This window comes from Micromonospora violae, from assembly GCF_004217135.1.
GTDB classification, from domain to species: domain Bacteria; phylum Actinomycetota; class Actinomycetes; order Mycobacteriales; family Micromonosporaceae; genus Micromonospora; species Micromonospora violae.
In genome coordinates this window covers 4,497,207-4,522,269 of the sequence record NZ_SHKK01000001.1, presented here as the reverse complement: position 1 = coordinate 4,522,269, position 25,063 = coordinate 4,497,207, and the positions used below count along the sequence as shown (strand labels likewise).

The following is a 25,063-nucleotide window of genomic DNA, read 5'->3' as shown; positions in this document are numbered from 1 at the left end:
CCGGGGCGCACCTGTTCGTCACGTCGCTCGCGACGCTTCATGATTATGTCGTGAGTACTTTGCCGCAACACCCCCCCGAAGGGACAGGAGCCGTCCGGCCGTCCGCCGCGGTGGCCCGAGCGGCCCGCGCGCTCGCCGCCGCCGGGATCGGCTCCGCCCGGGTGGAGGCCGAGTTGCTGGCGGCGTACGTGCTGGGGGTTCCCCGGGGTCGGCTGGCGCTCGCCGACGACCTCGGCTACGACGAGCTGGTCCGGCTCGACGAGCTGACGCGTCGTCGCGCCGCGCGTGAGCCGTTGCAGTACCTGACCGGTCGGGCCGGCTTCCGGCACCTGGAGCTGTCGGTCGGCCCGGGGGTCTTCGTGCCCCGCCCGGAGACCGAACTCCTGGCCGGCTGGGGCGTCGAGGAGGCCCAGGGGCGGCCCGACCCGGTGGTGGTGGACCTGTGCAGCGGTTCGGGCGCGATCGCGCTGGCGGTGGCTCAGGAGCTGCCGGCGGCGCGGGTGATCGCGGTGGAGCGGTCCCCGGAGGCGCTGGCCTGGCTGCGGCGCAACGCGGCGGAGCGGGCGGCGGCGGGGGACCGGCCGATCGAGGTGGTCGAGGCCGACGTGACCGCCCCGGACCTGCTGGCGGAGCTGGTGGGCCGGGTGGACGTGCTGCTCTGCAACCCGCCGTACGTGCCGGACGACGTGGTGGTCCCGCCGGAGGTGGCCGGGCACGATCCGGCGGAGGCGGTCTTCGGCGGTGCGGACGGTCTGGTGGTGATCCGGCCGGTCGTAGCACGGGCGGCGGTGCTGTTGCGCCCGGGGGGCGTGTTCGGCGTCGAGCACGATGACACCCACGGCACGGCGGTGCCCGGGCTGCTCGCCGAGGCCGGTGGCTTCACCGCTGTCGCGGAGCACCGGGACCTCACCGGGCGTCCCCGCTACGCGACCGCGTCCCGACGGGCGGACGGCCAGCACGCCCCGATCGGGGCGGCGTGGCAGACTGACTCCTCGTGATGCTCTACGACTGCCGGTCGCCCGCCGATCGGGACCGCGGCATCGCTGCGGCGATCGAGGCGGTCAAGAACGGTGAGCTGGTTGTTCTTCCGACGGACACCGTCTATGGGATCGGCGCGGACGCGTTCACCCCGTACGCGGTGAAGGCGCTGCTGGATGCCAAGGGCCGGGGTCGGCAGATGCCGCCGCCGGTGCTGATCGGCTCGCGGCACACCCTGGACGGGTTGGTCTTCTCGCTGCCCACCGCCGCTCGGGACCTGGTGGAGGCGTTCTGGCCGGGTGCGCTGACGATCGTGGTCGAGCACTCGCCGAGCCTGCAGTGGGACCTGGGCGACAAGACCGGCACGGTGGCGGTGCGGATGCCGCTGCACCCGGTGGCGTTGGAGGTGCTGCGCGAGACCGGCCCGATGGCGGTCTCGTCGGCCAACAAGACCGGCCAGCCGGCCGCGGTCACCGCCGATGAGGCGCGTGACCAGCTCAGCTACTCGGTGCGGGCGTACCTGGAGGCCGGGCCCTGCCCGGACCCGGTGCCCAGCACGATCGTGGATCTGACCGGTGAGGTGCCGCAGTTGCTGCGGGCCGGGGCGATCCCCCTGGAGAAGCTGCGCGACGTGGTTCCGGACCTCGTCGACGGTCGGGCGGTCTGAGTGCCCCCGTTCACGGTTCTGCACGTCTGCATGGGCAACATCTGCCGCTCACCGATGGCGGAGCGGCTGCTCGCCCTGGCGGTGCGGGAGCGGCTGGTCCGGCGTTCGGAGGACCCGGCGCGGGCCGAGGAGTTGGTGCACAGCCACAGCGCCGGCACGGGTGGCTGGCACGCGGGTGAGGAGATGAACCCTCCGGCGGCGCGGCAGGTCACCGGCCGAGGTGGGGACGTGGAGGGGTTCGCGGCGCGCAAGCTGCGCTCGGACCACATCGACGCCGCCGACCTGGTCCTGACCGCCACCGCCGACCAGCAGGAGTACGTGGTGGCGCTCCGTCCGGACGCGGCGGCCCGCACCTTCGTGCTGGGCGAGTTCGGGCGGCTGCTGGCCGCGGTGGACGCCGCCGCGCTGCCGTCGGGCGACGCCACCCCGGAGGCCGTGTACGCGCGCGGGGTGGCCCTGGTGGCGGCGGCGCACGACGCGCGGCTGGGCGCTTCGGCGCTGCCCACCGATGATCTCGATGACCCGTGGGGCCGCGGTGACCAGTGCTTCAGCCGGGTCGCCGACGAGATCGAGGAGACGGTCCACCCGTTGGCCGGCGCGCTGCTGCCCTGAGCGTGGTGCGAGTTTCCTCCGGGTTTGTGGAAAACCCGGGGCTAACGGGGTGTTCCGGGTCATTCTGAACGGGTCCTAGCGTGACCGGCTCCTGCGGGGAGAGCTGATGATCCGGGCCCAACTCGACAAACTGCTGACCGTGGTGATCGCCGGCGTGCTGGCCGGGTTGGTGCTGGCCGCCGCCGCGCTGCCCGCGGCCCTGGTCTTCGGGATCGGCTTCAGCGCCCTGTCGACGCCGTACTCGGAGCTGCCGAACACGCTCCGCACGCCGCCCACCGCGCAGCGCTCCAACCTCTACGCCAACGACGGCACCACCCTGATCACCTCCTTCTACCAGGAGGACCGGGTGGACGTGCCGCTGCACGAGGTGGCCCCGGTGATGCGCCAAGCGATCATCGCCGCCGAGGACGTCCGGTTCTACCAGCACAGCGGGGTCGACCTGCGCGGCGTGGTGCGCGCGTTCACCGTCAACAGGCGCGACGGCCAGACCCGGCAGGGCGCGTCCACGCTGACCATGCAGTACGTCCGTAACGTGCTTAGCAACGACCCCCGACTGACCGAGGCGCAGCGGAAGGCCGCCACCGAACTCACCACCGTCCGCAAGCTCCAGGAGATGCGGTACGCGCTGGCGTTGGAGCGGGAACTCGACAAGGACGAGATCCTGACCCGCTACCTCAACATCGCCTACTTCGGTGCCGGCGCGTACGGCATCGCGGCGGCCAGCAAGCGGTACTTCTCCCGGTCGCCGGCCGATCTGACCCTGGCCCAGGCGGCCATGCTCGCCGGGCTGGTGCGTTCGCCGGACAGCGACGATCCGATCAACGGCGACGCCGACAGCGCGTTCGAGCGGCGGTCGTACGTGTTGGAGCGGCTGGTGGAGTCGGGGCAGGTGCCGGCGGACGCGGCGGCGGCGGCGCGCGCCGAACCGTTGCAGTTGCGGCCCAGCGAGACCCCGAACGACTGCACCGGCGTGCCCGACGCGCACAACGACTGGGGTTTCTTCTGCGACTGGTTCACCCGTTGGTGGAGCAACCAGTCCGCGTTCGGGGCGACCGCCGACGAACGGCAGCGCGCGCTGCGCCGGGGTGGCTTCTCCATCGTGTCGTCGCTGGACCCGGGGGTGCAGCGGGCCACCACCGAGCAGGTGTTGAAGATCTACCCCAGGACCAGGGCCGAGGCGCTGCCCACCGCGGTGGTGCAACCGGGCACCGGGCGGGTGCTGGCGATGTCGGTGAACCGGGCCTACAGCGTGGCGGACAACCCGGTCGGGCAGAAGAACCACCCGAACACCGTCAACCAGTTGGTCGCCGGCGGCGGCGCGATCGAGGGGTACCAGGGCGGTTCGACGTTCAAACTCTTCACCCTGCTGGCCGCGCTGGAGTCCGGCCTGCCCCTGTCGACCGAATTCGTGGCGCCGACCCAGTTGCTCACCCGCTTCCCGGTGACCGGGCAGGCGAGTTGCGACGGACGGTGGTGCCCGGCGAACGCCAGCCCGTCGTCGATGGACGGCCCCCGCACCATGTGGAGCGCGTTCGGTCGCTCGGTGAACACGTACTTCGCCTGGCTCACCGAGAAGGTGGGCGCCGACCGGGTGGTGGAGATGGCCGAGCGGCTCGGCATCGTGCTGCGGGCCGAGTCCGACGCCAAGATGGCCCGCTACGGCGCGAAGGACTGGGGTCCGTTCACGCTGGGCGTGGCAGCGACCACCCCGTTGGACCTGGCCACCGCGTACGCCACGGTGGCGGCCGAGGGGACCTGGTGCGCGCCGCTTCCGGTGGTCTCGATCACCGACTCGGGCGGCCGACCGGTCGACGCCGCGAAGCCGGACTGTCGGCAGGCGCTCGACGCCGACGTGGCGCGGGCGGCCACCGACGCGGCCCGCTGCCCGGTCGGCGACCAGTCGATGTACGGGCGCTGCGACGGCGCCACCGCACCCGGGCTGCGGGCGAAGCTCGGCCGTCCGGTGGCGGGCAAGACCGGCAGTTCGGAACGGTACGAGACGGAGACGGTGGTGGCGTTCACGCCGCAGCTCGCGGTCGCCTCGATGGCCGCGAACCCGGACGATCCCCGGGACGCGGTCGGTCAGGCCGTGCAGGCCCAGATGGTGAACGCGGTCGGCGCGGTGCTGGCGTCCGCCCTGCGCGACCAACCGGTCCGCGACTTCGTCCCGCCCAGCGAACGAACCGCCTTCCACCCCCAACCCCAAGCCGGCAACTGACCGACCACGTCAGCGGGGGTGTTCGGCGTTGCGGGCGATGTTGCGGGCCATTCCGCCGAAGACCACCGCGTGGAAGGGCGCCACCGAGCCCCAGTAGGCGTGTCCGGCCAGGCCGCGCGGTAGGAAGACCGCGCGCTGCTGGTAGCGGCTGCGGCCGCCGTCGGCGGGTAGGACGCGCATCTCCAGCCAGGCCCGGCCGGGTAGCCGCATCTCGGCGCGCAGGCGCAGCAACTCGCCCGGGATGATCTCCTCGACCCGCCAGAAGTCCAGTGCCTCACCGACCTGGAGGCGGTGCGGGTCGCGTCGTCCTCGCCGCAGCCCGACCCCGCCGACCAGCCGGTCCAGCCAGCCCCGGATGGACCAGGCCAGGGGGAAGGAGTACCAGCCGTGTTCGCCGCCGACGCCTTCGACGACCCGCCAGAGCGCGGCGGGTGGCGCGTCCACCGTCCGCTCCCGCAGGTCGGTGTAGGCGGTGCCGCCGGACCAGTCCGGGTCGCTGGGCAGCGGCTCGGCGGGCGCGTCCGGGATGCTCGCGGTGGACCAGCGGGTCTCCACCTGGGCGTCGCGCACCTTGGCCAGTGCCAGCGCCACCGCCTCGTCGAAGCCGGTCAGCCCTTCGGGCGGGTCCGGTACGTGGCGGGCGATGTCGTGTTCGTGGACGACCGCCTCGTGGATCAGGCTCTCCACCAGCGGGCGGGCGATCTTGTTCGGCACCGGGGTGATCAGGCCGACCCAGTGCGAGGAGAGCGACGGGGTGAGCGGGCGGACCGGCACGATAATCCGCCGTCGCAGCCCGGCCACCCGCGCGTAGCGCTGCATCATTTCGCGGAAGGTCAGCACGTCGGGCCCGCCGACGTCGAAGCCCCGGTTGACCTCTGCCGGCAGGTCGGCGCAGCCGGCCAGGTACCGCAGGACGTCGCGGACCGCGATCGGTTGGATGCGGTTGTCGACCCAGCGTGGGGTGACCATGGCGGGCAGCCGTTCGGTCAGGTAGCGCAGCATCTCGAACGACGCCGAGCCGGACCCGATGATCACCGCGGCGCGGAGCACCGCCGTGGGTACCCCGCTGGCCAGCAGGATCCGGCCCACCTCGGCGCGGGACCGCAGGTGCGGGGAGGGCACCTCCTCGTCGGACGCCGGCTCCGGGCCGCCCAGGTAGACGATGCGGCGTACGCCGGCAGCGCGCGCCGCCGCCGCGAAGTTGGTGGCCGCCGTCCGGTCGGTCGCCTCGAAGTCGGACCGGCCCAGCGAGTGCACCAGGAAGTACGCGACGTCCACGTCGGCGAACGCGGCGGCCAGTGTCTCCGGGCGGCTCAGGTCCCCCTCGACGATGTCCGCCGCTGACGCCCAGGGCACGTCACGTAGCCGCACCGCCTTGCGGGCGAGGCAACGCACGGTGTGCCCGTCGGCGAGCAGCAGCGGCGTCAGCCGCCCGCCGATGTAGCCGGTCGCTCCGGTGACGAGGCATCTCACGGGTCCCAGTGTGCGGCCGCCTAGACTCGTTCGCTGTGGAGACCGAGACGAGCACCTTCTGGGGGCCGGATTTCGCGCAGCTCAGGGCCACCGATCCGGAGATTGCCGGGGTGGTCCTCGGTGAGTTGGACCGGTTGCGGGGCGGCTTGCAGCTCATCGCCAGCGAGAATCTGACCTCGCCGGCGGTGCTGGCGGCGCTCGGTTCGACGCTGACCAACAAGTACGCCGAGGGTTACCCCGGCCGGCGCTACTACGGCGGCTGCGCCGAGGTGGACCGGGCGGAGGAGATCGGTATCGCCCGGGCCAAGGAGCTGTTCGGTGCCGAGCACGCCAACCTTCAGCCGCACTCCGGGGCGAGCGCCAATCTGGCCGCGTACGCGGCGCTGGTGCAGCCGGGGGACACGGTGCTGGCGATGGACCTGCCACACGGTGGGCACCTCACCCACGGCAGCCGGGTGAACTTCTCCGGCAAGTGGTTCCACCCGGTCGGCTACCCGGTCCGGCCGGACACCGAGCTGATCGACTACGACGAGGTCCGGGACCTGGCGCGAACGCACCGGCCCAAGCTGATCATCTGCGGGGCCACCGCGTACCCCCGGCTGATCGACTTCGCCCGGTTCCGGGAGATCGCCGACGAGGTCGGCGCGTACCTGATGGTGGACGCCGCGCACTTCATCGGCCTGGTCGCCGGTCGGGCGATTCCGTCTCCGGTGCCGTACGCCGACGTCGTCTGCGCCACCACCCACAAGGTGCTGCGCGGGCCGCGCGGCGGCATGATCCTGTGCCGCGAGTCGCTGGCCCAGCGGATCGACAAGGCAGTCTTCCCGTTCACCCAGGGCGGTCCGCTGATGCACGCGGTGGCGGCCAAGGCGGTCGCGCTGCGTGAGGCCGCCCAGCCGGAGTTCCAGACGTACGCCCGGCAGGTGGTCAGCAACGCCCAGGCGCTCGCCGCCGGTCTGGCCGACGAGGGGATGCGGCCGGTGTCCGGTGGCACCGACACCCACCTCGCGCTGATGGACCTGCGGGAGCTGGGGGTGACCGGCACCGAGGCCGAGCGGCGCTGTGACGCCGCGTCGATCACCCTGAACAAGAACGCCATTCCGTACGACCCGCAGCCCCCGATGGTGGCCTCCGGCATCCGGGTGGGCACCCCGAGCGTCACGACGCAGGGGATGCGCGAGGGGGAGCTGCGCCAGGTGGCCACGTTGATCGCCCGTGCGGTGCGGACCGATCCCGAGGCTCCCGGCGGGGCCGACCAGTTGACCCGGCTCGGTGCCGAGGTGGCCGAGCTGGTCGCGGCGTTTCCGGCGTACCCCCGTGGCTGAGCCCGGGGTGGTCGAGCCGGACGCCGACCGGCGGTGGCGGCTGCGGCACCTGCCGGTGTTGTTGGGAACGTCGGCGGCGCTCGCCGCGGTCGCGGCGGTGCTGGGTGCGGTGACCGGCGGCGCGACGGCGGCGCTCGGCGCGGCGGCGGGTGTGGGCGTCACGGTGTTCAGCTACACGTTGACCACGGTGGTGCTGGCCCGGGCCGACCAGGTCAACCCGCAGTTGCTGCTGCCGCTCGGCCTGGGCCTGTACGTGCTGAAGTTCAGCCTGTTGGGTGCGGTGCTGGTGGCGGTGGCGTCGACCGGTTGGGGCGGTTTGGTCCCGCTCTGCCTCGGCATCGTCGCCGGGGTGGCAGTGTGGACGGCGGTGCACATCTGGTGGCTGACCACGGTGCACGCGCGTCGGGCGCACAGCTGACCCGACGGCCGTCCCACCTTTCGGACGCGCGGCAATGTGTCGGCCTCCGGTCATTTTCCGACGGGCGGAAGGGGAGTAGCGTGCCCACAGACGACGGCGCCCACGAGAAGCCCACACAACGACGGTTGTGCGGGGGGTGAGGCACAGCCTCGTCTTCCCGGCTGATATCGTTCGCCCCGTCATGGCTGGTGACCAAACCCCCCGTCCCGCCGGTGAACCGGACGATTATCCGTCCGGCGCCGGTCAGGGTTGGACCGCGCTCAGCTACCTCGTCGGAGGCATGCTCGTGTGGGGTTTCATCGGTTGGCTGGTTGACCAGTGGCTCGACACCGGCGGCGTCGCCACCGGGATCGGCGTCGTGCTCGGTATGGCTGGGGGCATCATCCTGGTCGTCCGCCGACTCGGCACGCCTACTTAGGAAGGGACGCGGTGTTCGGACAGGCGAACGTTCTGGCAGCGGGCCAGGCGGGATTCCCACCCAGCGTGGACGACTTCTACCTGCCCAGCATCCTGCCCTGGGGTGTGGAGAACTCCTACTGGTTCACCAAGATCACGGCGATGGTCTGGATCGCGGTCGGCGTCCTGATCATCTTCTTCCTGGCGAGCTACCGGAACCCGCAGTTGGTGCCGACCAAGAAGCAGTGGTTCGCCGAGTCGATCTACGGCTTCGTGCGTAACAACATCGCCGTCGACATGATCGGGCACGCCGGTGTGCGGTTCGCCCCCTACTTCACCACGCTGTTCTGCTTCGTGCTGCTGACGAACGCGTTCGCGATCATCCCGTTCTTCCAGATCTCGCCGAACTCGCACATCGCCTTCCCGGCGATCCTCGCGATCATCAGCTACGTGCTGTTCAACTACATCGGCATCAAGCAGCACGGCTTCGTCAAGTACTTCAAGAACTCGTTGGTCCCGCCGGCACCCTGGTACATCCTGCCGCTGCTGATTCCGATCGAGCTCTTCTCGACCTTCATCGTCCGGCCGTTCTCGCTCGCGGTTCGTCTCTTCGCGAACATGTTCGCCGGTCACATGCTCCTGCTGGTCTTCACGCTCGGCGGCTTCGCGATGCTGAGCGCCAACGCCTGGCTGGCCCCGGTCTCGGTGCTCTCCTGGGTGATGACCATCGCGCTCACCTTCCTTGAGTTCCTGGTGATCTGCCTGCAGGCATACGTCTTCACCGTCCTCACCGCCAGCTACGTGCAGGGCGCGCTCGCCGAAGAGCACTGATCCACCGCACCAACCGTTGTCGTCCCGCGTGAGAGTCACGTGTGATAACCAGGAGGAACCACACCAATGGACGCTAGCGTTCTCGCCGAGGTCACCGGTAGCACCGCTGCCATCGGCTACGGTCTCGCCGCCATCGGCCCGGGCATCGGCGTTGGCCTGGTCTTCGCTGCCTACATCCAGTCGACCGCCCGCCAGCCGGAGTCGTCCCGGATGACCCTGCCGTACGTCTGGATCGGCTTCGCCGTCATCGAGGCGCTGGCGCTGCTGGGCATCGCCTTCGGCTTCATCTGGGCCGGCTCCGCCGCCTGATCCAGCCCTTTTCGACCGGGAGGTCTTCCATGTACTTCCTCGCCGCTGAGGGTGGTGAGTCCGCCCACAACCCGATCATCCCGCTCTGGCAGGAGATCGTGGTCGGTTCGGTGGCCTTCGCCGTGCTCTGCTTCGTGCTGATGAAGTTCGTCTTCCCGCGCATGGAGCAGACGTTCCAGGCTCGGGTCGACGCGATCGAGGGCGGCATCAAGCGCGCCGAGGCCGCCCAGGCCGAGGCGAACCAGCTGCTCGAGCAGTACCGTGCCCAGCTCGCTGAGGCCCGGACCGACGCCGCCAAGATCCGTGACGACGCGCGGGCCGACGCTGAGGGCATCCGGCAGGACATCCTCGCCAAGGCGCGGGAAGAGTCCGACCGGGTCATCCAGGCTGGCAAGGACGCGCTCGCCGCCGAGCGGGCCACCATCGTGCGCGAGCTGCGCGCGGAGGTCGGCACGATCGCGGTGGACCTGGCCAGCAAGATCGTTGGCGAGTCGCTGGCCGACGAGGCGCGCCGCAAGGGCACCGTCGACCGGTTCCTGAGCGGTCTCGAGAGCACGGGGGCCCGCTGATGCAGGCCGCCAGCCGGGAGTCGTACAAGGTCGCGGCCGAGCGCCTCGACGCGTACGTCCGCGGCGCGGAGCCGTCGGCGGTGACCTCCACCGCCGACGCCATCCTCTCCGTGGCGACCCTGCTGCGGCGTGAGCCGCGGCTGCGCCGGGCGCTCTCCGAGCCGGCCCGCTCCGGTGAGGACCGTGGGGCGCTGCTCGGCGACATGCTGGGCGGGCGGATCGGCGCCGACGCGCTCGACCTGCTCGTCTCGCTGGTCGCCGGCCGTTGGTCGGCACCGTCGGAGTTGCTCGACGGCACCGAGCGACTGGGCGTGGAGGCACTGCTCGCCAGCGCCGACAAGGCCGGCGAGCTGGGCGAGGTCGAGGACGAGCTGTTCCGCTTCGGCCAGGTCGTGGCCGGTCAGTCGGCGCTGAGCAACGCGCTCGCCGACCCGGTCGCTCCGGTCGAGCAGCGGGCCACCCTGGCCCGCGAGCTGCTCGCCGACAAGGCCCGCCCGGTCACCGTCCGCCTCGTCGAGGCGGCGCTCGGCGGGTTCGGGGGACGTTCCTTCACGGGGGCGCTCACCCGGCTGGTCGAACTCGCCGCCGACCGGCGTGACCGGCAGGTGGCGTACGTGACCGTCGCGGCCCCGTTGAGTGACGAGGACGAGCGCCGGCTGGGTGCGAGCCTCACCGCGATATACGGTCGAGAGGTGTCCGTCAAGCAGACGGTTGACCCCGCCGTTCTCGGTGGCGTGAGCGTCCGGGTCGGTTCCGACCTGTACGACGGCACCATCCTGCGCCGCCTCAACGAGACCCGTAACGCGCTCGCGAAGCGCTGATCGGCTTCACCGCCCAGAGATTGAGCGGTTTCGCCGCCCAAACGCTGAGCGGTTTCGCCGCCCAGCGTTGGGGTGGTTCGGCCGCCCAGCGCCCGGATTGACAGACGCCATTCGGACCGGTTGGTACTAGGTATCCCGGGCCCCTGAATTTTAAGGAAGCAGAGGATGGCCGAGCTGACCATCTCGACGGAGGAGATCCGCGGCGCCCTGGAGCGCTACGTCTCCTCCTACTCGTCCGACGTCTCCCGCGAGGAGGTCGGCACCGTCGCCGACACCGGTGACGGCATCGCCCACGTCGAGGGCCTGCCCTCGACCAAGACCAACGAGCTCCTGGAGTTCGAGGACGGCACGCTCGGCGTGGCGTTGAACCTCGACGTGCGGGAGATCGGCGTCGTCGTCCTCGGTGACTCCGCCAAGCTCGAGGAGGGGCAGCGGGTCAAGCGCACCAACCGGGTCCTCTCGGTTCCGGTCGGTGACGCCTTCCTCGGCCGCGTGGTCAACGCGCTCGGCCAGCCGATCGACGGGCTCGGCGACATCGCCGACGAGGGCTACCGCGAGCTGGAGCTGCAGGCTCCGAACGTGATGTCCCGGCAGTCGGTGTTCGAGCCGCTGCAGACCGGCATCAAGGCGATCGACGCGATGACCCCGATCGGTCGGGGCCAGCGGCAGCTGATCATCGGTGACCGGAAGACGGGCAAGACCACCGTCGCCCTGGACGCCATCCTCAACCAGCGCGACAACTGGCGCACCGGCGACCCGAAGAAGCAGGTTCGCTGCATCTACGTCGCCATCGGCCAGAAGGCCTCCACCATCGCCTCGATCAAGGGGCAGCTGGAGGAGGCGGGCGCGATGGAGTACACCACCATCGTCGCCTCGCCGGCGTCCGACCCGGCCGGCTTCAAGTACCTGGCCCCCTACACCGGCTCGTCCATCGGACAGCACTGGATGTACGGCGGCAAGCACGTCCTGATCGTCTTCGACGACCTGAGCAAGCAGGCCGAGGCGTACCGGGCCGTGTCGCTGCTGCTGCGTCGCCCGCCGGGCCGCGAGGCGTACCCGGGTGACGTCTTCTACCTGCACTCGCGCCTGCTGGAGCGCTGCGCGAAGCTCTCCGACGAGCTGGGTGGCGGCTCGATGACCGGTCTGCCGATCATCGAGACGAAGGCCAACGACATCTCGGCCTTCATCCCGACCAACGTCATCTCGATCACCGACGGCCAGATCTTCCTGGAGACCGACCTGTTCAACCAGGGCGTTCGTCCGGCGATCAACGTCGGCACCTCGGTCTCCCGGGTCGGCGGCGCCGCTCAGGTGAAGCCGATGCGCAAGGTCGCCGGCTCGCTGCGGCTCAACCTGGCCCAGTACCGCGAGCTGGAGGCGTTCGCCGCCTTCGCCTCCGACCTGGACCGGGCCTCCCGGGCCCAGCTGGACCGCGGTGTCCGGCTGGTCGAGCTGCTCAAGCAGCCGAACTACTCGCCGTACCCGGTGCAGGAAGAGGTCGTCTCGGTCTGGGCCGGCACCGAGGGCAAGCTGGACGACATCCCGGTGGGTGACATCCGGCGCTTCGAGGCCGAGTTCCTCCAGTACCTGCGGCACAAGCACGAGGGTGTGCTGGCCGGGATCGCCGACAACCAGTGGGGCGACGACATCGTCAGCTCGCTGGACACGGCGATCACCGAGTTCAAGCAGGTCTTCCTCAACAAGGACGACGAGCGCAAGGTCAACGACGCGCCGGCCCAGCCGCTCGAGGGCGACGAAAACCGTGAGACGGTGACCCGCTTCCGCGACAGCGCGACCGACCGCCCGGCCGAGAGCTGATCTGATGGCGGCCCAGGTACGCGTTCTTCGTCAACGGATCCGCTCGGCGAAGTCGATGAAGAAGATCACCAAGGCGATGGAGCTCGTGGCGACGAGCCGTATCGCCAAGGCTCAGGCCCGGGTGCAGGCGTCCCTGCCGTACGCCCAGGCCATCACCGGTGTGCTCACGGCGCTGGCGTCCAACGCGCGGATCGACCACCCGCTGCTCACCCCGCGTGAGCGGGTGCGGCGGGCCGGCGTCCTGTTGGTCACCAGCGACCGTGGCCTGGCCGGTGGTTACAGCTCCAACGCGATCAGGATGGCGGAGTCGCTGATCGCACGCCTCAAGGCGGACGGCAAGGAGCCGGTGCTCTACGTCATCGGGCGTAAGGGTGTCGGGTTCTACCGGTTCCGCGACCGGCCGATCGAGGCGAACTGGACCGGGTTCAGCGAGCAGCCGTCGTTCGAGGACGCCCGCGCCGTGGGTGAGACGCTGATCAAGGCGTTCACCGCCGGTGCGGACGACGTCGACGGCGGTGCCGGAGCGGACGGGGTGCTCGGCGTCGACGAGTTGCACATCGTCTACACCGAGTTCCACTCGCTGATGACGCAGAACCCGGTTACCAAGATCATTGGTCCGATGCAGGTGGAGGACCGGCCGCGCTCCGAGGGGCTGCTGCCGGCGTACGAGTTCGAGCCGGAGGCGGAGGCGCTGCTCGACGCGCTCCTGCCGAGGTACATCAACACGCGGATCTACGCGGCGTTGATCGAGTCGGCGGCGAGTGAGTCGGCGGCGAGGCGGCGGGCGATGAAGAGCGCCACCGACAACGCCGAAGAGATGATCGAGAAGTACACGCGTGAGATGAACTCGGCCCGCCAGGCTGGGATCACCCAGGAGATCAGCGAGATCGTCGGCGGCGCCAACGCGCTGGCCGCGTCGGGAAGTGAAGTGTGATGACTGCCCCAGTAGAGACCAAGACGGCCACGGGTCGCGTGGTCCGGGTCATCGGCCCGGTCGTCGACGCCGAGTTCCCGCGCGACGCCATGCCTGCCCTGTTCAACGCCCTGAACGTCACCGTGGACCTGTCCGGCGGTGAGAAGACGCTGACCCTGGAGGTCGCCCAGCACCTGGGTGACAACCTGGTCCGTGCCATCTCGATGCAGCCGACGGACGGCCTGGTCCGCGGCGCGGAGGTTCGTGACCGCGGCGAGCCGATCACCGTTCCGGTGGGCGACGCGGTCAAGGGCCACGTGTTCAACGCGATCGGCGAGGTGCTCAACCTCAAGGAGGGCGAGACCCTCACCCCGGACGACCACTGGGGTATCCACCGCAAGGCCCCGGCCTTCGCGGACCTGGAGCCGAAGACCGAGATGCTGGAGACCGGCATCAAGGTCATCGACCTGCTCGCCCCGTACGTCAAGGGCGGCAAGATCGGCCTGTTCGGCGGCGCGGGCGTGGGTAAGACGGTGCTCATCCAGGAGATGATCACCCGTGTTGCCCGCAACTTCGGTGGTACCTCGGTCTTCGCCGGCGTGGGTGAGCGCACCCGTGAGGGCAACGACCTCATCGCTGAGATGACCGAGTCCGGCGTCATCGACAAGACCGCGCTGGTCTACGGCCAGATGGACGAGCCGCCGGGCACCCGGCTGCGGGTGGCGCTCTCCGCGCTGACCATGGCGGAGTACTTCCGGGACGTGAAGAAGCAGGAGGTGCTGCTCTTCATCGACAACATCTTCCGCTTCACCCAGGCGGGTTCGGAGGTCTCCACCCTGCTCGGCCGTATGCCGAGCGCGGTGGGTTACCAGCCGACCCTGGCCGACGAGATGGGCGAGCTCCAGGAGCGGATCACCTCCGTCCGGGGCCAGGCCATCACCTCGATGCAGGCGATCTACGTGCCGGCGGACGACTACACCGACCCCGCCCCGGCCACCACGTTCGCCCACCTGGACGCGACCACCAACCTGGAGCGGTCGATCTCCGACAAGGGCATCTACCCGGCCGTGGACCCGCTGGCGTCCTCGTCCCGGATCCTCGCCCCGGAGTTCGTCGGCCAGGAGCACTTCCAGGTCGCCACCGAGGTGAAGCGGATCCTGCAGCGTTACAAGGACCTGCAGGACATCATCGCCATCCTCGGTATCGAGGAGCTCTCCGAGGAAGACAAGATCACCGTGGCTCGGGCCCGGCGGATCGAGCGCTTCCTCTCGCAGAACACCTACGCGGCGGAGCAGTTCACCGGCGTGCCGGGCTCGACGGTCCCGATCAAGGAGACCATCGAGGCGTTCCGGAAGATCAGCGAGGGTGAGTACGATCACTTCCCCGAGCAGGCGTTCTTCATGTGCGGCGGCCTCGACGACCTGGAGAAGAAGGCTGAGGAGCTGATGAAGGGCTGATCCAGCCCGACATTCGATCCGTAACCAAAAGACTGCCCCGGCAACGCCGGGGCAGTCTTTTGTTCATGTTCGCGTCTTACCATCGTCGCGGTCCGTTACTCAGGGTCGTCACTTCCGCGACTCCCGAGCTACGGTTCGATCCGCGCTCACCTGAACGAGCGTTGATCTTTGCAACCTTTCGACGACGTGCGCCCGTCTTTCTCGTCGTGGGCGTAACGAACGGAGATTCTCGTGGGTAAGGCCGGCAAGAGTGGCCGCAAGCCATCCATCTGGCGAGGTGTGCCGCGGTGGGCCAGAATCTGCACGGTGTTCGGCGCCGTGCTGACCGTGCTCAGCGGCGCGGTGCTGGTCGGCACCGAGGTGCTGATGGCCCGCTACGAGGGCTCCGTCGGCAAGGCCGACCTCTTCGGCGACCAGGCGGCGGGTGCGCAGGCGAAGAAGAGCGACATCAAGGGCCCGCTCAACATCCTGCTCGTCGGCATCGACCCGCGTACGCCGACGGCCGCGCCGCTGGCCGACTCGATCATGGTGCTGCACGTGCCGGCATCCATGGACCGGGCCTACCTGTTCTCGGTGCCGCGTGACCTCTACGTGCACATCCCGGAGTTCAAGAAGGCCCAGTTCCCGGGTGAGACCACGAAGATCAACGCCGCCATGTCGTACGGCAGCAGGGTGCCCGGAGCGAACCCCGACGCGGCACGCGGCTTCGAGTTGTTGGCCACCACGGTGCAGAAGGTGACCGGCATCAAGCGCTTCGACGCTGGCGCGATCATCAACTTCACCGGCTTCCAGAAGATCGTCGACGCCATGGGTGGTGTCGACATGTACGTCGAGCGTGACGTGAAATCGGAGCACAAGCAGCCGGACGGCACGGCACGGCCGGGCAACCCCCGTGGCGAGGGCTACATCGGCCCGCAGGCGGTCTACAAGAAGGGCAACCAGCATCTGAGTGGGTGGCAGGCGTTGGACTACGTCCGGCAGCGCTACCCGAAGAACGGCGTCCCGGATTCGGACTACGGCCGGCAGCGCCACCAGCAGCAGTTCGTGAAGGCCATGGTCGGCCAGGCGTTCAGTGCCGACGTGGTGTCCAACCCGATCAAGCTGGACAAGGTGCTCCGGGCCGCCGGCCAGTCGCTGATCTTCAACGGTCGGGGCAACAGTGTCGTCGACTTCGGGCTCGCCCTGAAGGACATCCGCCCGAACACGATCGAGATGATCAAGCTGCCCGGTGGCGGGGTCTTCAACGGTAAGAAATACCTGGGCGAGCAGTTCCAGGACGGGGTCGAGGACTTCTTCGCCGCACTGCACAACGAGCAACTCGACCCGTTCCTGCTGGAGCACCCGGAATTCGTCAACAAGACCAAGTAGCCAGGGCGGTGTTGTCCCCACCCGCGTTGGGCGCGCCGCTTCGTCAGGCTAGACTTTCGGCAATCCGTAGCCGCAGCAAGGAGACAGCGTGGCACAGCAGCTTCACGTCGAGCTCGTCGCCGTCGAGGAGAAGGTCTGGTCCGGTGACGCCGAAATGGTCGTCGCCCGGACGACCGAGGGCGAGCTCGGTGTCCTGCCGGGGCACGCGCCGCTGCTCGGCCAGCTCGCCGAGCCCGGCCAGGTGCGCATCAAGCTCGCCGGCGGTGAGCAGGTCGCCTACGAGGTGGCCGGCGGCTTCCTCTCGGTGAGCGCCGACGGTGTCACCGTGCTGGCCGAGAGCGCAACCCCGGTTTCCGCGCAGAGCCGCTGAGCCACACCGGGGATGGAGATCGTCGAAGGATTCGGAATCGGCGTTGTCGTCATCCTCGGCGCGCTGCTGATCCTCTTCGTCCGGCGAGCTCTGGTCACCCGCAGCGGTGGCATCATCCGGCTCAGCGTCCGGGTCTCCACCATGCTCGACGGCCGCGGCTGGTCGCCCGGCTTCGGCCGGTTCGCCGGTGACGAGCTGCGCTGGTACCGGATGTTCAGCTTCGCGATCCGGCCCAAGCGAGTGCTCTCCCGCAAGGGGTTGGCCGTGGAGCGCCGTCGGTTGCCCGAAGGTCAGGAACGGTTCTCCATGCCGGCCGACTGGGTGATTCTCCGCTGTACCAGTCACCACGCACCGGTGGAGATCGCCATGGCGCGATCGACCGTGACCGGTTTTCTCTCGTGGCTTGAGGCCGCCCCTCCGGGGGCGGTCTCGCCGCGTATGGCCTCCCAGGACTGGCCGGCTGCCTGATCGGCTCTTCTGTGGTTGCTCTTCTGGGTTTCCGGGGGAGCCCGCCCGGCTCCGGGCGGTCAGGCTTGATCCCTGCACCGGGCGGGCTCCCCCGGAAACCCTTCGTTGGGCACTGCCCGCCGTTCTGGCGCGGGCTTTGATCACTTGCCGTTACCGGTGTGGGTGGGTCTCGCCTTATCGGGTTGATCGACTCGATTTTCTTGGATCCGGGGTGTCCTGCTGATGGGGATGCCCCGATTTTCGTGATTCCGAGTGGATCAAGCCCGCACTATGCGTGGTGGCAGGCAGAGTGGGAACCCAGACTTCGACGTGGTGCGGAGCGCCCGACGTTCAGCGCTTGCCGCCCGGCACCCATAGCACATCTCCTGCCGGATTTGCCGTTCTTGACAGGATAAAGAGCAGATCGGAGAGCCGGTTGAGATACTTTGCCGGGAGCGTGCTGGTTCGTTCCGGATCGTGGCTGACCAGGGCCCACGCTGCCCGTTCGGCACGCCGGGCGATGGTCCGCGCCACGTGCAGCAGCGCCGCGCCTGCGGTGCCGCCGGGGAGGATGAAGGAGTCGAGCTTGCTCAGGCGTGCGTTGTACTCGTCGCACCAGCCCTCCAGGCGCTCGACGTACTCCTCGGTCACCCGCAGCGGCGGGTACTTCGGTTCCGGCTCCACCGGGGTGGACAGGTCGGCGCCGACGTCGAACAGGTCGTTCTGCACCGACCCCAGCACGCCGCGAAGTTCCTCGTCGAGGTTTCCCAGCGCGAGGGCGACGCCGATCGCCGCGTTGCACTCGTCGACATCCGCGTACGCGGCGATCCGTGGATCGGTCTTCGGCACCTGCTCGTTGTTGCTCAGCCTGGTCATGCCGGCGTCGCCGGCCTTGGTGTAGATGCGCGTGAGGTGGACGGCCATGACGCACAGCCTACGGATTCCCGACCTGACCATCCCGGCGCGGCCGGACAGCACCGCCGGGTGGCCGGTGGTGGTCGGTCCCGGCGACGCCGGCGATCCGGCGGTCAACGATGTCGACGTCATCCGGGTCCGCGGTGACGCCCGGCTGGCCGGCACCGTGCACGTGGTCGGTGCCAAGAACTCGGCGTTGAAGCTGATGGCCGCCGCGTTGCTCGCACCCGGCCGCAGCGTGATCACCAACGTCCCACGGATCACCGACATCGCGATCATGGGGGAGGTGCTGCGTCGGCTGGGCTGCGACGTCCAGTTCGACGCGGACGACCCGGTCGACCCGATGGTCGCCCGTGGTGGCGTGGCCCGGTCCCGGTCGGTGACGATCGACGTACCCGAGCAGCCGGGCGCGGAGGCCGACTACGACCTGGTCCGACGGTTGCGCGCCTCGATCTGCGTGCTCGGCCCCCTGCTGGCCCGCCGCGGGTACGTGCGGGTGGCCCATCCCGGCGGCGACGCGATCGGGTCGCGGGGCCTGGACATGCACATCTCCGGGTTGACCCGGATGGGCGCGGAGATCTCCGGTGAGCACGGGTTCGTCATCGCCTCCGCCCCGCACGGGCTGCGTGGCGCGGACATCATGCTGGACTTCCCCAGCGTCGGCGCGACCGAGAACCTGGTGATGGCCGCGGTGCTGGCCCAGGGCACCACGGTGATCGACAACGCGGCCCGGGAGCCGGAGATCGTCGACATCTGCACGATGCTGAACCAGATGGGCGCGTGCATCGCCGGTGCGGGTACGTCGATGCTGCGGATCACCGGTGTGCCCGGTCTGCGTCCGGTCCGCCACGCCACGGTGGGGGACCGGATCGTCGCCGGCACCTGGGCGTTCGGCGCGGCGATGACCCGGGGCGACGTGACGGTGACCGGGCTGGACCCGGCCTTTCTGGAGGTCGCCCTGGACAAGGTGGTGGCCGCCGGCGGGCTGGTGGAGACCCGGGGGAACGGTTTCCGCGTCCGGATGGACGAGCGGCCCCGGGCGGTGGACGTGGTGACGCTGCCGTACCCCGGTTTCGCCACTGACCTGCTGCCGATGGCGATCGGGCTGGCGGCCGTCAGCGACGGGGCCTCCCTGATCACCGAGAACATCTTCGACGGCCGGTTCATGTTCGCCAACGAGATGATGCGGCTCGGCGCGGACATCAAGACCGACGGGCATCACGCGGTGGTCCGGGGCCGGGACCGGCTCTCCGGTGCCCCGGTGCGGGCCACCGACATCCGCGCCGGCGCGGGGCTGATCATCGCCGGGCTCTGCGCGGACGGGGTCACCGAGGTCTCGCACGTGCACCACGTCGATCGGGGCTACCCGGACTTCGTGGCCGACCTGCGGGCGCTCGGGGTGGCGGTCGAGCGGGGCACCACACCGGAGGAGCCGGCACTGGAGATCTGAGATCGGGCCCCGGCAGATCCAGCCCCACCGCCACTTAGCCATCGTTCAGGCTCGCCGACTAGGGTGCAGGCAGGCACTCAATCGCAGCGAGGGAGAAGTAGATGGCGGGTCGACTCGCGGTCGTCGGGGCCGGGTTGATGGGGTCCGGCATCGCCCAGGTGGCGGCGCAGGCGGGCTGGCAGGTGACGCTGCGCGACCTGGACGACGCGGCCACCACCCGGGGTCTCGGCGGCATTCGGAAGTCACTGGAGAAGTTCGCCGAGAAGGGCAAGATCGAGGCGTCCGAGGTCGAGGCGACGCTGGCTCGGATCACCCCGACCACCGACCTGGAGGCGGCGGCCGACGCGGACATCGTGGTCGAGGCGGTCTTCGAGCGGCTGGAGATCAAGCACGAGGTGTTCCGTGCCCTGGACAAGATCTGCAAGTCGGACGCGGTGCTGGCCACCAACACCTCGGCCATCCCGGTCACCCAGATCGCCGCGGTGACCGAGCGGCCCGAGGCGGTCGTCGGCACGCACTTCTTCTCCCCGGTGCCGATGATGCAGCTCTGCGAGCTGGTTCGCGGCTACAAGACCAGCGACGCCACGCTGGACACCGCGCGGGCCTTCGCCGAGGAGATCGGCAAGACGGTCGTCGTGGTCAACCGGGACATCGCCGGCTTCGTCACGACCCGGCTGATCTCCGCGCTGGTGATGGAGGCGGTCAAGCTGGTCGAGTCCGGGGTGGTGTCCGCGGAGGACCTGGACACCGCCTGCCGGCTGGGCTTCGGGCACGCGATGGGCCCCCTGGCCACCACCGACCTGACCGGCGTGGACGTGCTGCTGCACGCCTCGAAGAACATCTACACCGACACCGCCGACGAGAAGTTCTTCCCGCCGGAGCTGCTCCAGCGGATGGTCACCGCCGGTGACCTGGGTCGCAAGACCGGCAAGGGCTTCTACACCTACTGAGACCGGCAGCCGCGGGGCCCGCAGGTAGGCCCCGCGGTCGGCTCAGTTCGGGCCGGGCGGCGCGGTCAGCGCCGCCGCGACGAAGTCGAGGGCGTCGGGTATGACCGAGCCCCAGTACCGGAAGTCGTGCCGGCCGTCGGCGTACTCGGCTCGGGCGGCCGGCTCGGGAAGGGCCCGTTCCAGCGCCTGCACGTCGTCGAGAAGGTCGTCCTGGCGACCGCACCAGAGGCCCAGTGGAGCGCCGCGCAGCCGATCGACACCGGCGAAGACGGCGTCGCCGGGCGCGACGGCGGGGGAGAAGGCCGCCACCGCCCGGAGTAGCCCCGGCCAGGTCTCGGCGAGCAACAGCGAGCCGAAGCCACCCATGGACCAGCCCCAGGCCGCCAGCCGGCCAGCGTCGAAGCCCTGCTCGGCACACCAGGCCGGCAGTTCCTCCCGCACCATCCGTTGCGGGTCGTCCCGGCCGGCGGGCCGCCAGGAGAGGCGGTCGCCGGTCGCTCCGGCGAGCACGAACGGCGGTGCGCCCCGACGTACCGCATCGGTCAGGAATCGGCCCAGGCCGAGCCCGGGGAAGTCCCGTGCGGTGGTGGACGCGCCGTGCAGCACGAGGCAGACGGGCAACCCCTGACCGTCGCCGTGCCCGGCCGGGACGGCGGTGTAGAAGTCGACCGAGCGGCCACGTGCGGCGGACGGGCGGCTGGTCAGTCGCTCGTCGCCGGCCGGCGCGTCCGGGGGATCGGGCCGTGCCGGCGAGGGGCGGATCAGGTCACGGGCTGCCCAGCCGACCCCCACCGTCAGCGCCGTCGCTCCTGCCCCCGCGAGGAGCAGCCCACGCCGGGTCGGTCGAACGGTCATCGTCGAAGTCTGGCAGCTCCGGGGCGGATCGTGGGCCCCGGAAGGGCTCAGCCGTCGCGCTTGGTGGTCCAGCGGAAGGTGGTCAGGCAGACCACCAGGCCGATCACGCACCACAGGGCCAGCACCATCGCCACCCGGCCCAGCTCGAACGAGCCGCCCGGTTCCTGGGCGCCGAAGCTCTCCGGCAGGAACACCGACCGCAGGCCCTGGCACATCCACTTGAGCGGGAACAGCGCCGCCACCTGCTGCATCCAGGTGGGCAGGTCGGTGAAGACGAAGAACACCCCGGAGATGAACTGGAGGACCAGGGCGACCGGGGTGACCACCGCCGAGCCGCTGCGGGCGCTGCGGGCCAGCGACGAGATCGCGATGCCGGACAGGGTGCACGCGGTCACCCCGAGTACGGCTACCCAGCCGAAGGTGAACCACTTCTCGGCGGTGCCGGGCAGGTCGAGGTCGAACAGCGCCACCGCGACGGCCAGCAGCAGCGCCGTCTCGGCGATTCCGATCACCACCACCATGATCACTTTGCCGGCGAACCAGACCCACTTCGGCATCGGCGTGCCCCGGTAGCGCTTGAGCACCCCTCGGTCCCGCTCGACCGGGATCCAGATGCCCAGGTTCTGGAAGCTCACGGTCATCAGACCGGTCGCGATCATGCCGGTGATGAAGTACTGCGTGAACTTCACCCCGCCGCCGATCGTCCCATGGAAGATCGACGCGAAGATCAGGATCATGATGATGGGGAAGCCCATCGTGAAGACCACCGACTCCCGGCTGCGCAGGAACTGGGTGGTCTCCAGCCGGCCCTGGCGCAGGGCGAGCGCAGCGGCACCCGGCCGCCGGCCGCGGGTCGCGGTGATCGGCGTCGCCGGCTTCGTCGTGGTCGTCATCGCGCGTGTCCGATCATGGTGAGGTAGACGTCCTCCAGGGTCGGCCGGGTCACCGTGAGCCCGGGGACCTCGCCGTCGTGGCGCGCGGCGAGGTCGGCCACGAAGGCCGTCGGCGTCGCGGTCTGCGCGCTGTCCAAGGTCCCTTCCGGGGTACGCCAGGAGACCGTCGCGAGGGCCTCCTGCCGATTGCCCAGCCGGTTCGGGGCGGCCACCTCGACCAGCCGACCGCCGGCGATCACGCCGACCCGGTCGGCGAGGGCCTCGGCCTCGTCCAGGTAGTGGGTGGTGAGCAGAATGGTGGTGCCGGCTGCGGCGAGGTCGCGGATCAGCTCCCAGAACTCGCGGCGGGCCTCGGGGTCGAAACCGGTGGTCGGCTCGTCGAGGAAGAGCAGCTCCGGTCGGCCGATGATGCCCAGCGCCACGTCCAGGCGGCGCTTCTGGCCGCCGGAGAGGGTGTGCGTACGAGCCTTCGCCTTGTCGGTCAACCCGACCCGCTCGATCACCTTGTCCGGGTCGTCGGCGTCGGCATAGAAGCCGGAGAAGTGCCGGACCACCTCGGCCACTGTCAGCTCGTCGAACTCCCCGGTGCCCTGCAGCACGATGCCCACGCGGGACCGCCAGTCCGGATCGGCCTGGGCCGGGTCCGTGCCGAGCACCGTCACCTCGCCCGAGTCGCGACGCCGGTAGCCCTCCAGGATCTCCACCGTGGTGGTCTTGCCAGCGCCGTTGGGGCCGAGCAACGCGAACACCTCGCCACGGTGGACGTCGAGATCCACGCCCGCCACGGCCACGTTGTCGCCGTACGCCTTGCGCAGCCCTCGGACGGAGATGGCCAGCTCGTCATCCATGCTGTCCAGTGTGCGTCCTGGCCTGGCCTGGGTGGTGCCCGGGGTGTGGCGGTCCGCGCCACTGCGGGCGCTTGGCACCCGGACGTCCCCGACATGGACCTGTGTGGTTTTCCACAGCCCTTTTTACTGAACGGTAACTTAGACTCCGGCCATGGATGAGACGGCATTCCCGGGGCGGCTGCCCGAGCGGGACCGCCCGTGGGTGATGCGCACCTACGCCGGCCACTCGTCGGCCGCGGCGACCAACGCTCTCTTCCGCCGCAACCTGGCGAAGGGGCAGACCGGGCTCTCGGTCGCCTTCGACCTGCCCACCCAGACCGGGTACGACCCGGACCACGAACTCGCCACCGGTGAGGTCGGCCGGGTCGGTGTGCCGGTGGCCCACCTCGGTGACATGCGGGCGCTCTTCGACGGTCTCCCGCTCGCCGACACGAACACCTCGATGACCATCAACGCCCCGGCGATGTGGCTGCTCGCCCTGTACGGCACCGTCGGGCTGGAGCAGGGCGCCGACCTGGCCCGGTGCGCCGGCACCACCCAGAACGACATCATCAAGGAGTACCTGTCCCGGGGCACCTACATCTTCCCGCCGGCGGCGTCGCTGCGGCTCACCGCCGACGTGGTGGCGTACACGCTGCGCGAGATGCCCCGGTGGAACCCGGTCAACATCTGCTCGTACCACCTCCAGGAGGCCGGCGCCACGCCCGTGCAGGAGGTCGGCTTCGCGCTGGCCACCGCCGTCGCCGTGCTCGACGCTGTCCGTGACTCCGGCCAGGTGCCGGCCGAGCGGATGGGCGACGTGGTCCAGCGGATCTCGTTCTTCGTCAACGCCGGGGTGCGCTTCGTCGAGGAGATCGCCAAGATGCGCGCGTTCGGCGTGCTCTGGGACGAGATCACCCGGGACCGGTACGGGGTCACCGACGCCCGGCAACGGCGATTCCGTTACGGCGTGCAGGTCAACTCGCTCGGCCTCACCGAGGCGCAGCCGGAGAACAACATCCAGCGCATCGTGCTGGAGATGCTCGGCGTGACGATGTCCCGCGACGCGCGCGCCCGGGCGGTCCAACTGCCCGCCTGGAACGAGGCCCTCGGCCTGCCCCGCCCGTGGGACCAGCAGTGGTCGCTGCGGATGCAGCAGGTCCTGGCGTACGAGTCGGACCTGCTCGAATACCCCGACCTCTTCGCCGGCTCGCACGTGATGACCGCGCTGGTCGACGAGGTGGTCACCGGGGCGCGGGTCGAGTTGGACAAGGTGCTCGAGTTGGGCGGCGTCGTCGCCGCCGTGGAGACCGGCTACCTCAAGAGCGCGCTGGTCGCGTCGCTGGCCGAACGCCGCCGGCGGATGGAGTCCGGTGCCGACGTGGTGGTCGGGGTCAACCGGTACACCGAGACCGAACCCTCCCCGCTGACCGCCGCCGGCGCGGCGACCGTCGAGCAGGTCGATCCGGCGGTCGAGGCGGCGGCCGTGAACGGCGTACACCGGTGGCGGGCCGCGCGGGACGCGGCCGTGGTCGACGCGGCGCTGGCCCGGCTGCGCGCGGACGCCGCGACCACCACCAACCTGATGCCGGCGACGCTGGAGTGCGTGCGGGCCGGGGTGACCACCGGCGAGTGGGCCGGCGCGCTGCGCCAGGTCTTCGGCGAGTACCGGGCGCCGACCGGCCTCGCCGGCGGCACCGGCGGCGGCGGTGAGCAGGGCCTCGCGGCGGTCCGCGAGCGGGTCGCCGCCACCGCCCGGGAGTTGGGCAGTGGCCGGCTGCGGCTGCTGGTCGGCAAACCCGGCCTGGACGGGCACTCCAACGGCGCGGAACAGATCGCGGTACGCGCCCGCGACGCCGGCTTCGAGGTCGTCTACCAGGGCATCCGGTTGACCGCGGGGCAGATCGTCACCGCTGCCGTGCAGGAGGACGTCGACCTGGTCGGGCTCTCCGTGCTCTCCGGATCGCACCTGGCCGCCGTGCCCGCGGTGCTCGACGGGCTGCGCGCCGCTGGCCGGGCGGACCTGCCGGTGGTCGTCGGCGGCATCATCCCGGCCAGCGACGCGGACACCCTCCGGGCGGCCGGGGTCGCCCGGGTCTTCACCCCGAAGGACTTCGCCCTCACCGGCATCATCGACGACCTGGTGACGGTCATCCGTCGCGCCAACGACCTGCCCTGACCGG

At 70.3% G+C, this 25,063-nt stretch carries 25 protein-coding genes; 20 read left to right on the top strand and 5 right to left on the bottom strand.

Going from position 1 to position 25,063, the window contains the following annotated elements; translation table 11 throughout:
* Positions 1–50 precede the first annotated feature (50 nt).
* From prmC to EV382_RS20050, 4 genes are all read left to right on the top strand, one after another.
* Positions 51–998 (top strand): peptide chain release factor N(5)-glutamine methyltransferase, encoded by a 948-nt coding sequence (gene prmC, locus EV382_RS20065; RefSeq protein ID WP_130404110.1) that lies wholly within the window; start codon positions 51–53, stop codon positions 996–998.
* Complete coding sequence (locus tag EV382_RS20060; RefSeq protein ID WP_091406475.1) at positions 998–1,645, top strand: L-threonylcarbamoyladenylate synthase; 648 nt, start codon at positions 998–1,000, stop codon at positions 1,643–1,645. Before prmC ends, EV382_RS20060 begins: the two co-directional genes overlap by 1 nt.
* Positions 1,646–2,257 (top strand): arsenate reductase/protein-tyrosine-phosphatase family protein, encoded by a 612-nt coding sequence (locus EV382_RS20055; RefSeq protein WP_130404108.1) that lies wholly within the window; start codon positions 1,646–1,648, stop codon positions 2,255–2,257.
* A 106-nt stretch (positions 2,258–2,363) separates the two neighbouring features.
* On the top strand, positions 2,364–4,475 hold the full coding sequence (locus EV382_RS20050) for a transglycosylase domain-containing protein (RefSeq protein ID WP_130404106.1): 2,112 nt from the start codon (positions 2,364–2,366) through the stop codon (positions 4,473–4,475).
* A 9-nt stretch (positions 4,476–4,484) separates the two neighbouring features.
* Here EV382_RS20050 and EV382_RS20045 read toward each other — a convergent pair whose 3' ends face one another.
* Complete coding sequence (locus tag EV382_RS20045) at positions 4,485–5,948, bottom strand: SDR family oxidoreductase (protein WP_130404104.1); 1,464 nt, start codon at positions 5,946–5,948, stop codon at positions 4,485–4,487.
* Positions 5,949–5,983: 35 nt separating this feature from the next.
* Here EV382_RS20045 and EV382_RS20040 point away from each other — a divergent pair, with 35 nt between their 5' ends.
* From EV382_RS20040 to EV382_RS19980, 13 genes are all read left to right on the top strand, one after another.
* Positions 5,984–7,273 carry a serine hydroxymethyltransferase gene (locus tag EV382_RS20040; protein ID WP_208758457.1) on the top strand — a complete coding sequence of 430 codons (1,290 nt, stop codon included), beginning with the start codon at positions 5,984–5,986 and terminating at the stop codon, positions 7,271–7,273.
* A complete protein-coding gene (locus tag EV382_RS20035) occupies positions 7,266–7,691 on the top strand; it encodes a hypothetical protein (protein ID WP_130404100.1) in 426 nt (141 codons plus the stop codon). The genes EV382_RS20040 and EV382_RS20035 overlap by 8 nt, the downstream gene beginning before the upstream one ends.
* 181 nt (positions 7,692–7,872) lie before the next feature.
* Positions 7,873–8,109: an AtpZ/AtpI family protein gene (locus tag EV382_RS20030; RefSeq protein WP_030333169.1), complete on the top strand. Its 237-nt coding sequence runs from the start codon at positions 7,873–7,875 to the stop codon at positions 8,107–8,109.
* 11 nt (positions 8,110–8,120) lie between these two features.
* Positions 8,121–8,918, top strand: a complete 798-nt coding sequence (gene atpB / locus EV382_RS20025; protein WP_130404098.1) for a F0F1 ATP synthase subunit A — start codon at positions 8,121–8,123, stop codon at positions 8,916–8,918.
* Positions 8,919–8,984: 66 nt separating this feature from the next.
* Positions 8,985–9,227 carry an ATP synthase subunit c family protein gene (locus EV382_RS20020; RefSeq protein WP_130404096.1) on the top strand — a complete coding sequence of 81 codons (243 nt, stop codon included), beginning with the start codon at positions 8,985–8,987 and terminating at the stop codon, positions 9,225–9,227.
* A gap of 29 nt (positions 9,228–9,256) precedes the next feature.
* Complete coding sequence (locus EV382_RS20015; RefSeq protein ID WP_130404094.1) at positions 9,257–9,796, top strand: F0F1 ATP synthase subunit B; 540 nt, start codon at positions 9,257–9,259, stop codon at positions 9,794–9,796.
* Entirely contained in the window at positions 9,796–10,617 is an 822-nt protein-coding gene (locus tag EV382_RS20010) for a F0F1 ATP synthase subunit delta (RefSeq protein ID WP_130404092.1), read from the top strand. The genes EV382_RS20015 and EV382_RS20010 overlap by 1 nt, the downstream gene beginning before the upstream one ends.
* 165 nt (positions 10,618–10,782) lie before the next feature.
* The gene (gene atpA / locus EV382_RS20005; protein WP_130404090.1) at positions 10,783–12,435 is read left to right on the top strand and encodes a F0F1 ATP synthase subunit alpha; all 1,653 of its coding nucleotides are present in this window, start codon (positions 10,783–10,785) and stop codon (positions 12,433–12,435) included.
* A gap of 4 nt (positions 12,436–12,439) precedes the next feature.
* Entirely contained in the window at positions 12,440–13,369 is a 930-nt protein-coding gene (locus EV382_RS20000; RefSeq protein WP_130404088.1) for a F0F1 ATP synthase subunit gamma, read from the top strand.
* On the top strand, positions 13,369–14,805 hold the full coding sequence (gene atpD, locus EV382_RS19995) for a F0F1 ATP synthase subunit beta (protein WP_130404086.1): 1,437 nt from the start codon (positions 13,369–13,371) through the stop codon (positions 14,803–14,805). The genes EV382_RS20000 and atpD overlap by 1 nt, the downstream gene beginning before the upstream one ends.
* Positions 14,806–15,030: 225 nt before the next feature.
* Entirely contained in the window at positions 15,031–16,173 is a 1,143-nt protein-coding gene (locus EV382_RS19990; protein WP_130404084.1) for an LCP family protein, read from the top strand.
* 88 nt (positions 16,174–16,261) lie between these two features.
* Complete coding sequence (locus EV382_RS19985) at positions 16,262–16,543, top strand: F0F1 ATP synthase subunit epsilon (protein ID WP_030333186.1); 282 nt, start codon at positions 16,262–16,264, stop codon at positions 16,541–16,543.
* 12 nt (positions 16,544–16,555) lie between these two features.
* On the top strand, positions 16,556–17,011 hold the full coding sequence (locus tag EV382_RS19980) for a DUF2550 domain-containing protein (protein WP_124857610.1): 456 nt from the start codon (positions 16,556–16,558) through the stop codon (positions 17,009–17,011).
* Positions 17,012–17,341: 330 nt separating this feature from the next.
* Here EV382_RS19980 and EV382_RS19975 read toward each other — a convergent pair whose 3' ends face one another.
* Entirely contained in the window at positions 17,342–17,914 is a 573-nt protein-coding gene (locus EV382_RS19975; RefSeq protein ID WP_130404082.1) for a cob(I)yrinic acid a,c-diamide adenosyltransferase, read from the bottom strand.
* Here EV382_RS19975 and murA point away from each other — a divergent pair.
* Together murA and EV382_RS19965 are read left to right on the top strand one after the other, a co-directional pair.
* The gene (gene murA / locus EV382_RS19970) at positions 17,913–19,355 is read left to right on the top strand and encodes a UDP-N-acetylglucosamine 1-carboxyvinyltransferase (RefSeq protein WP_130404080.1); all 1,443 of its coding nucleotides are present in this window, start codon (positions 17,913–17,915) and stop codon (positions 19,353–19,355) included. The genes EV382_RS19975 and murA overlap by 2 nt on opposite strands.
* Before the next feature lie 101 nt (positions 19,356–19,456).
* Entirely contained in the window at positions 19,457–20,305 is an 849-nt protein-coding gene (locus EV382_RS19965) for a 3-hydroxyacyl-CoA dehydrogenase family protein (protein WP_110561611.1), read from the top strand.
* Positions 20,306–20,347: 42 nt separating this feature from the next.
* Here EV382_RS19965 and EV382_RS19960 read toward each other — a convergent pair whose 3' ends face one another.
* Genes EV382_RS19960 through EV382_RS19950 form a run of 3 tightly spaced genes read right to left on the bottom strand, consistent with a single transcriptional unit; the run spans position 20,348 to position 22,901 of the window.
* Complete coding sequence (locus EV382_RS19960; protein WP_130404078.1) at positions 20,348–21,160, bottom strand: alpha/beta hydrolase; 813 nt, start codon at positions 21,158–21,160, stop codon at positions 20,348–20,350.
* A gap of 47 nt (positions 21,161–21,207) precedes the next feature.
* Positions 21,208–22,053, bottom strand: a complete 846-nt coding sequence (locus EV382_RS19955) for an ABC transporter permease (RefSeq protein WP_130404076.1) — start codon at positions 22,051–22,053, stop codon at positions 21,208–21,210.
* The gene (locus tag EV382_RS19950; protein WP_130404074.1) at positions 22,050–22,901 is read right to left on the bottom strand and encodes an ABC transporter ATP-binding protein; all 852 of its coding nucleotides are present in this window, start codon (positions 22,899–22,901) and stop codon (positions 22,050–22,052) included. The genes EV382_RS19955 and EV382_RS19950 overlap by 4 nt, the downstream gene beginning before the upstream one ends.
* A gap of 151 nt (positions 22,902–23,052) precedes the next feature.
* On the opposite strand from EV382_RS19950, the gene EV382_RS19945 reads away from it, so the two are divergent.
* Positions 23,053–25,059, top strand: a complete 2,007-nt coding sequence (locus tag EV382_RS19945) for a protein meaA (RefSeq protein WP_130404072.1) — start codon at positions 23,053–23,055, stop codon at positions 25,057–25,059.
* Positions 25,060–25,063: the final 4 nt, after the last annotated feature.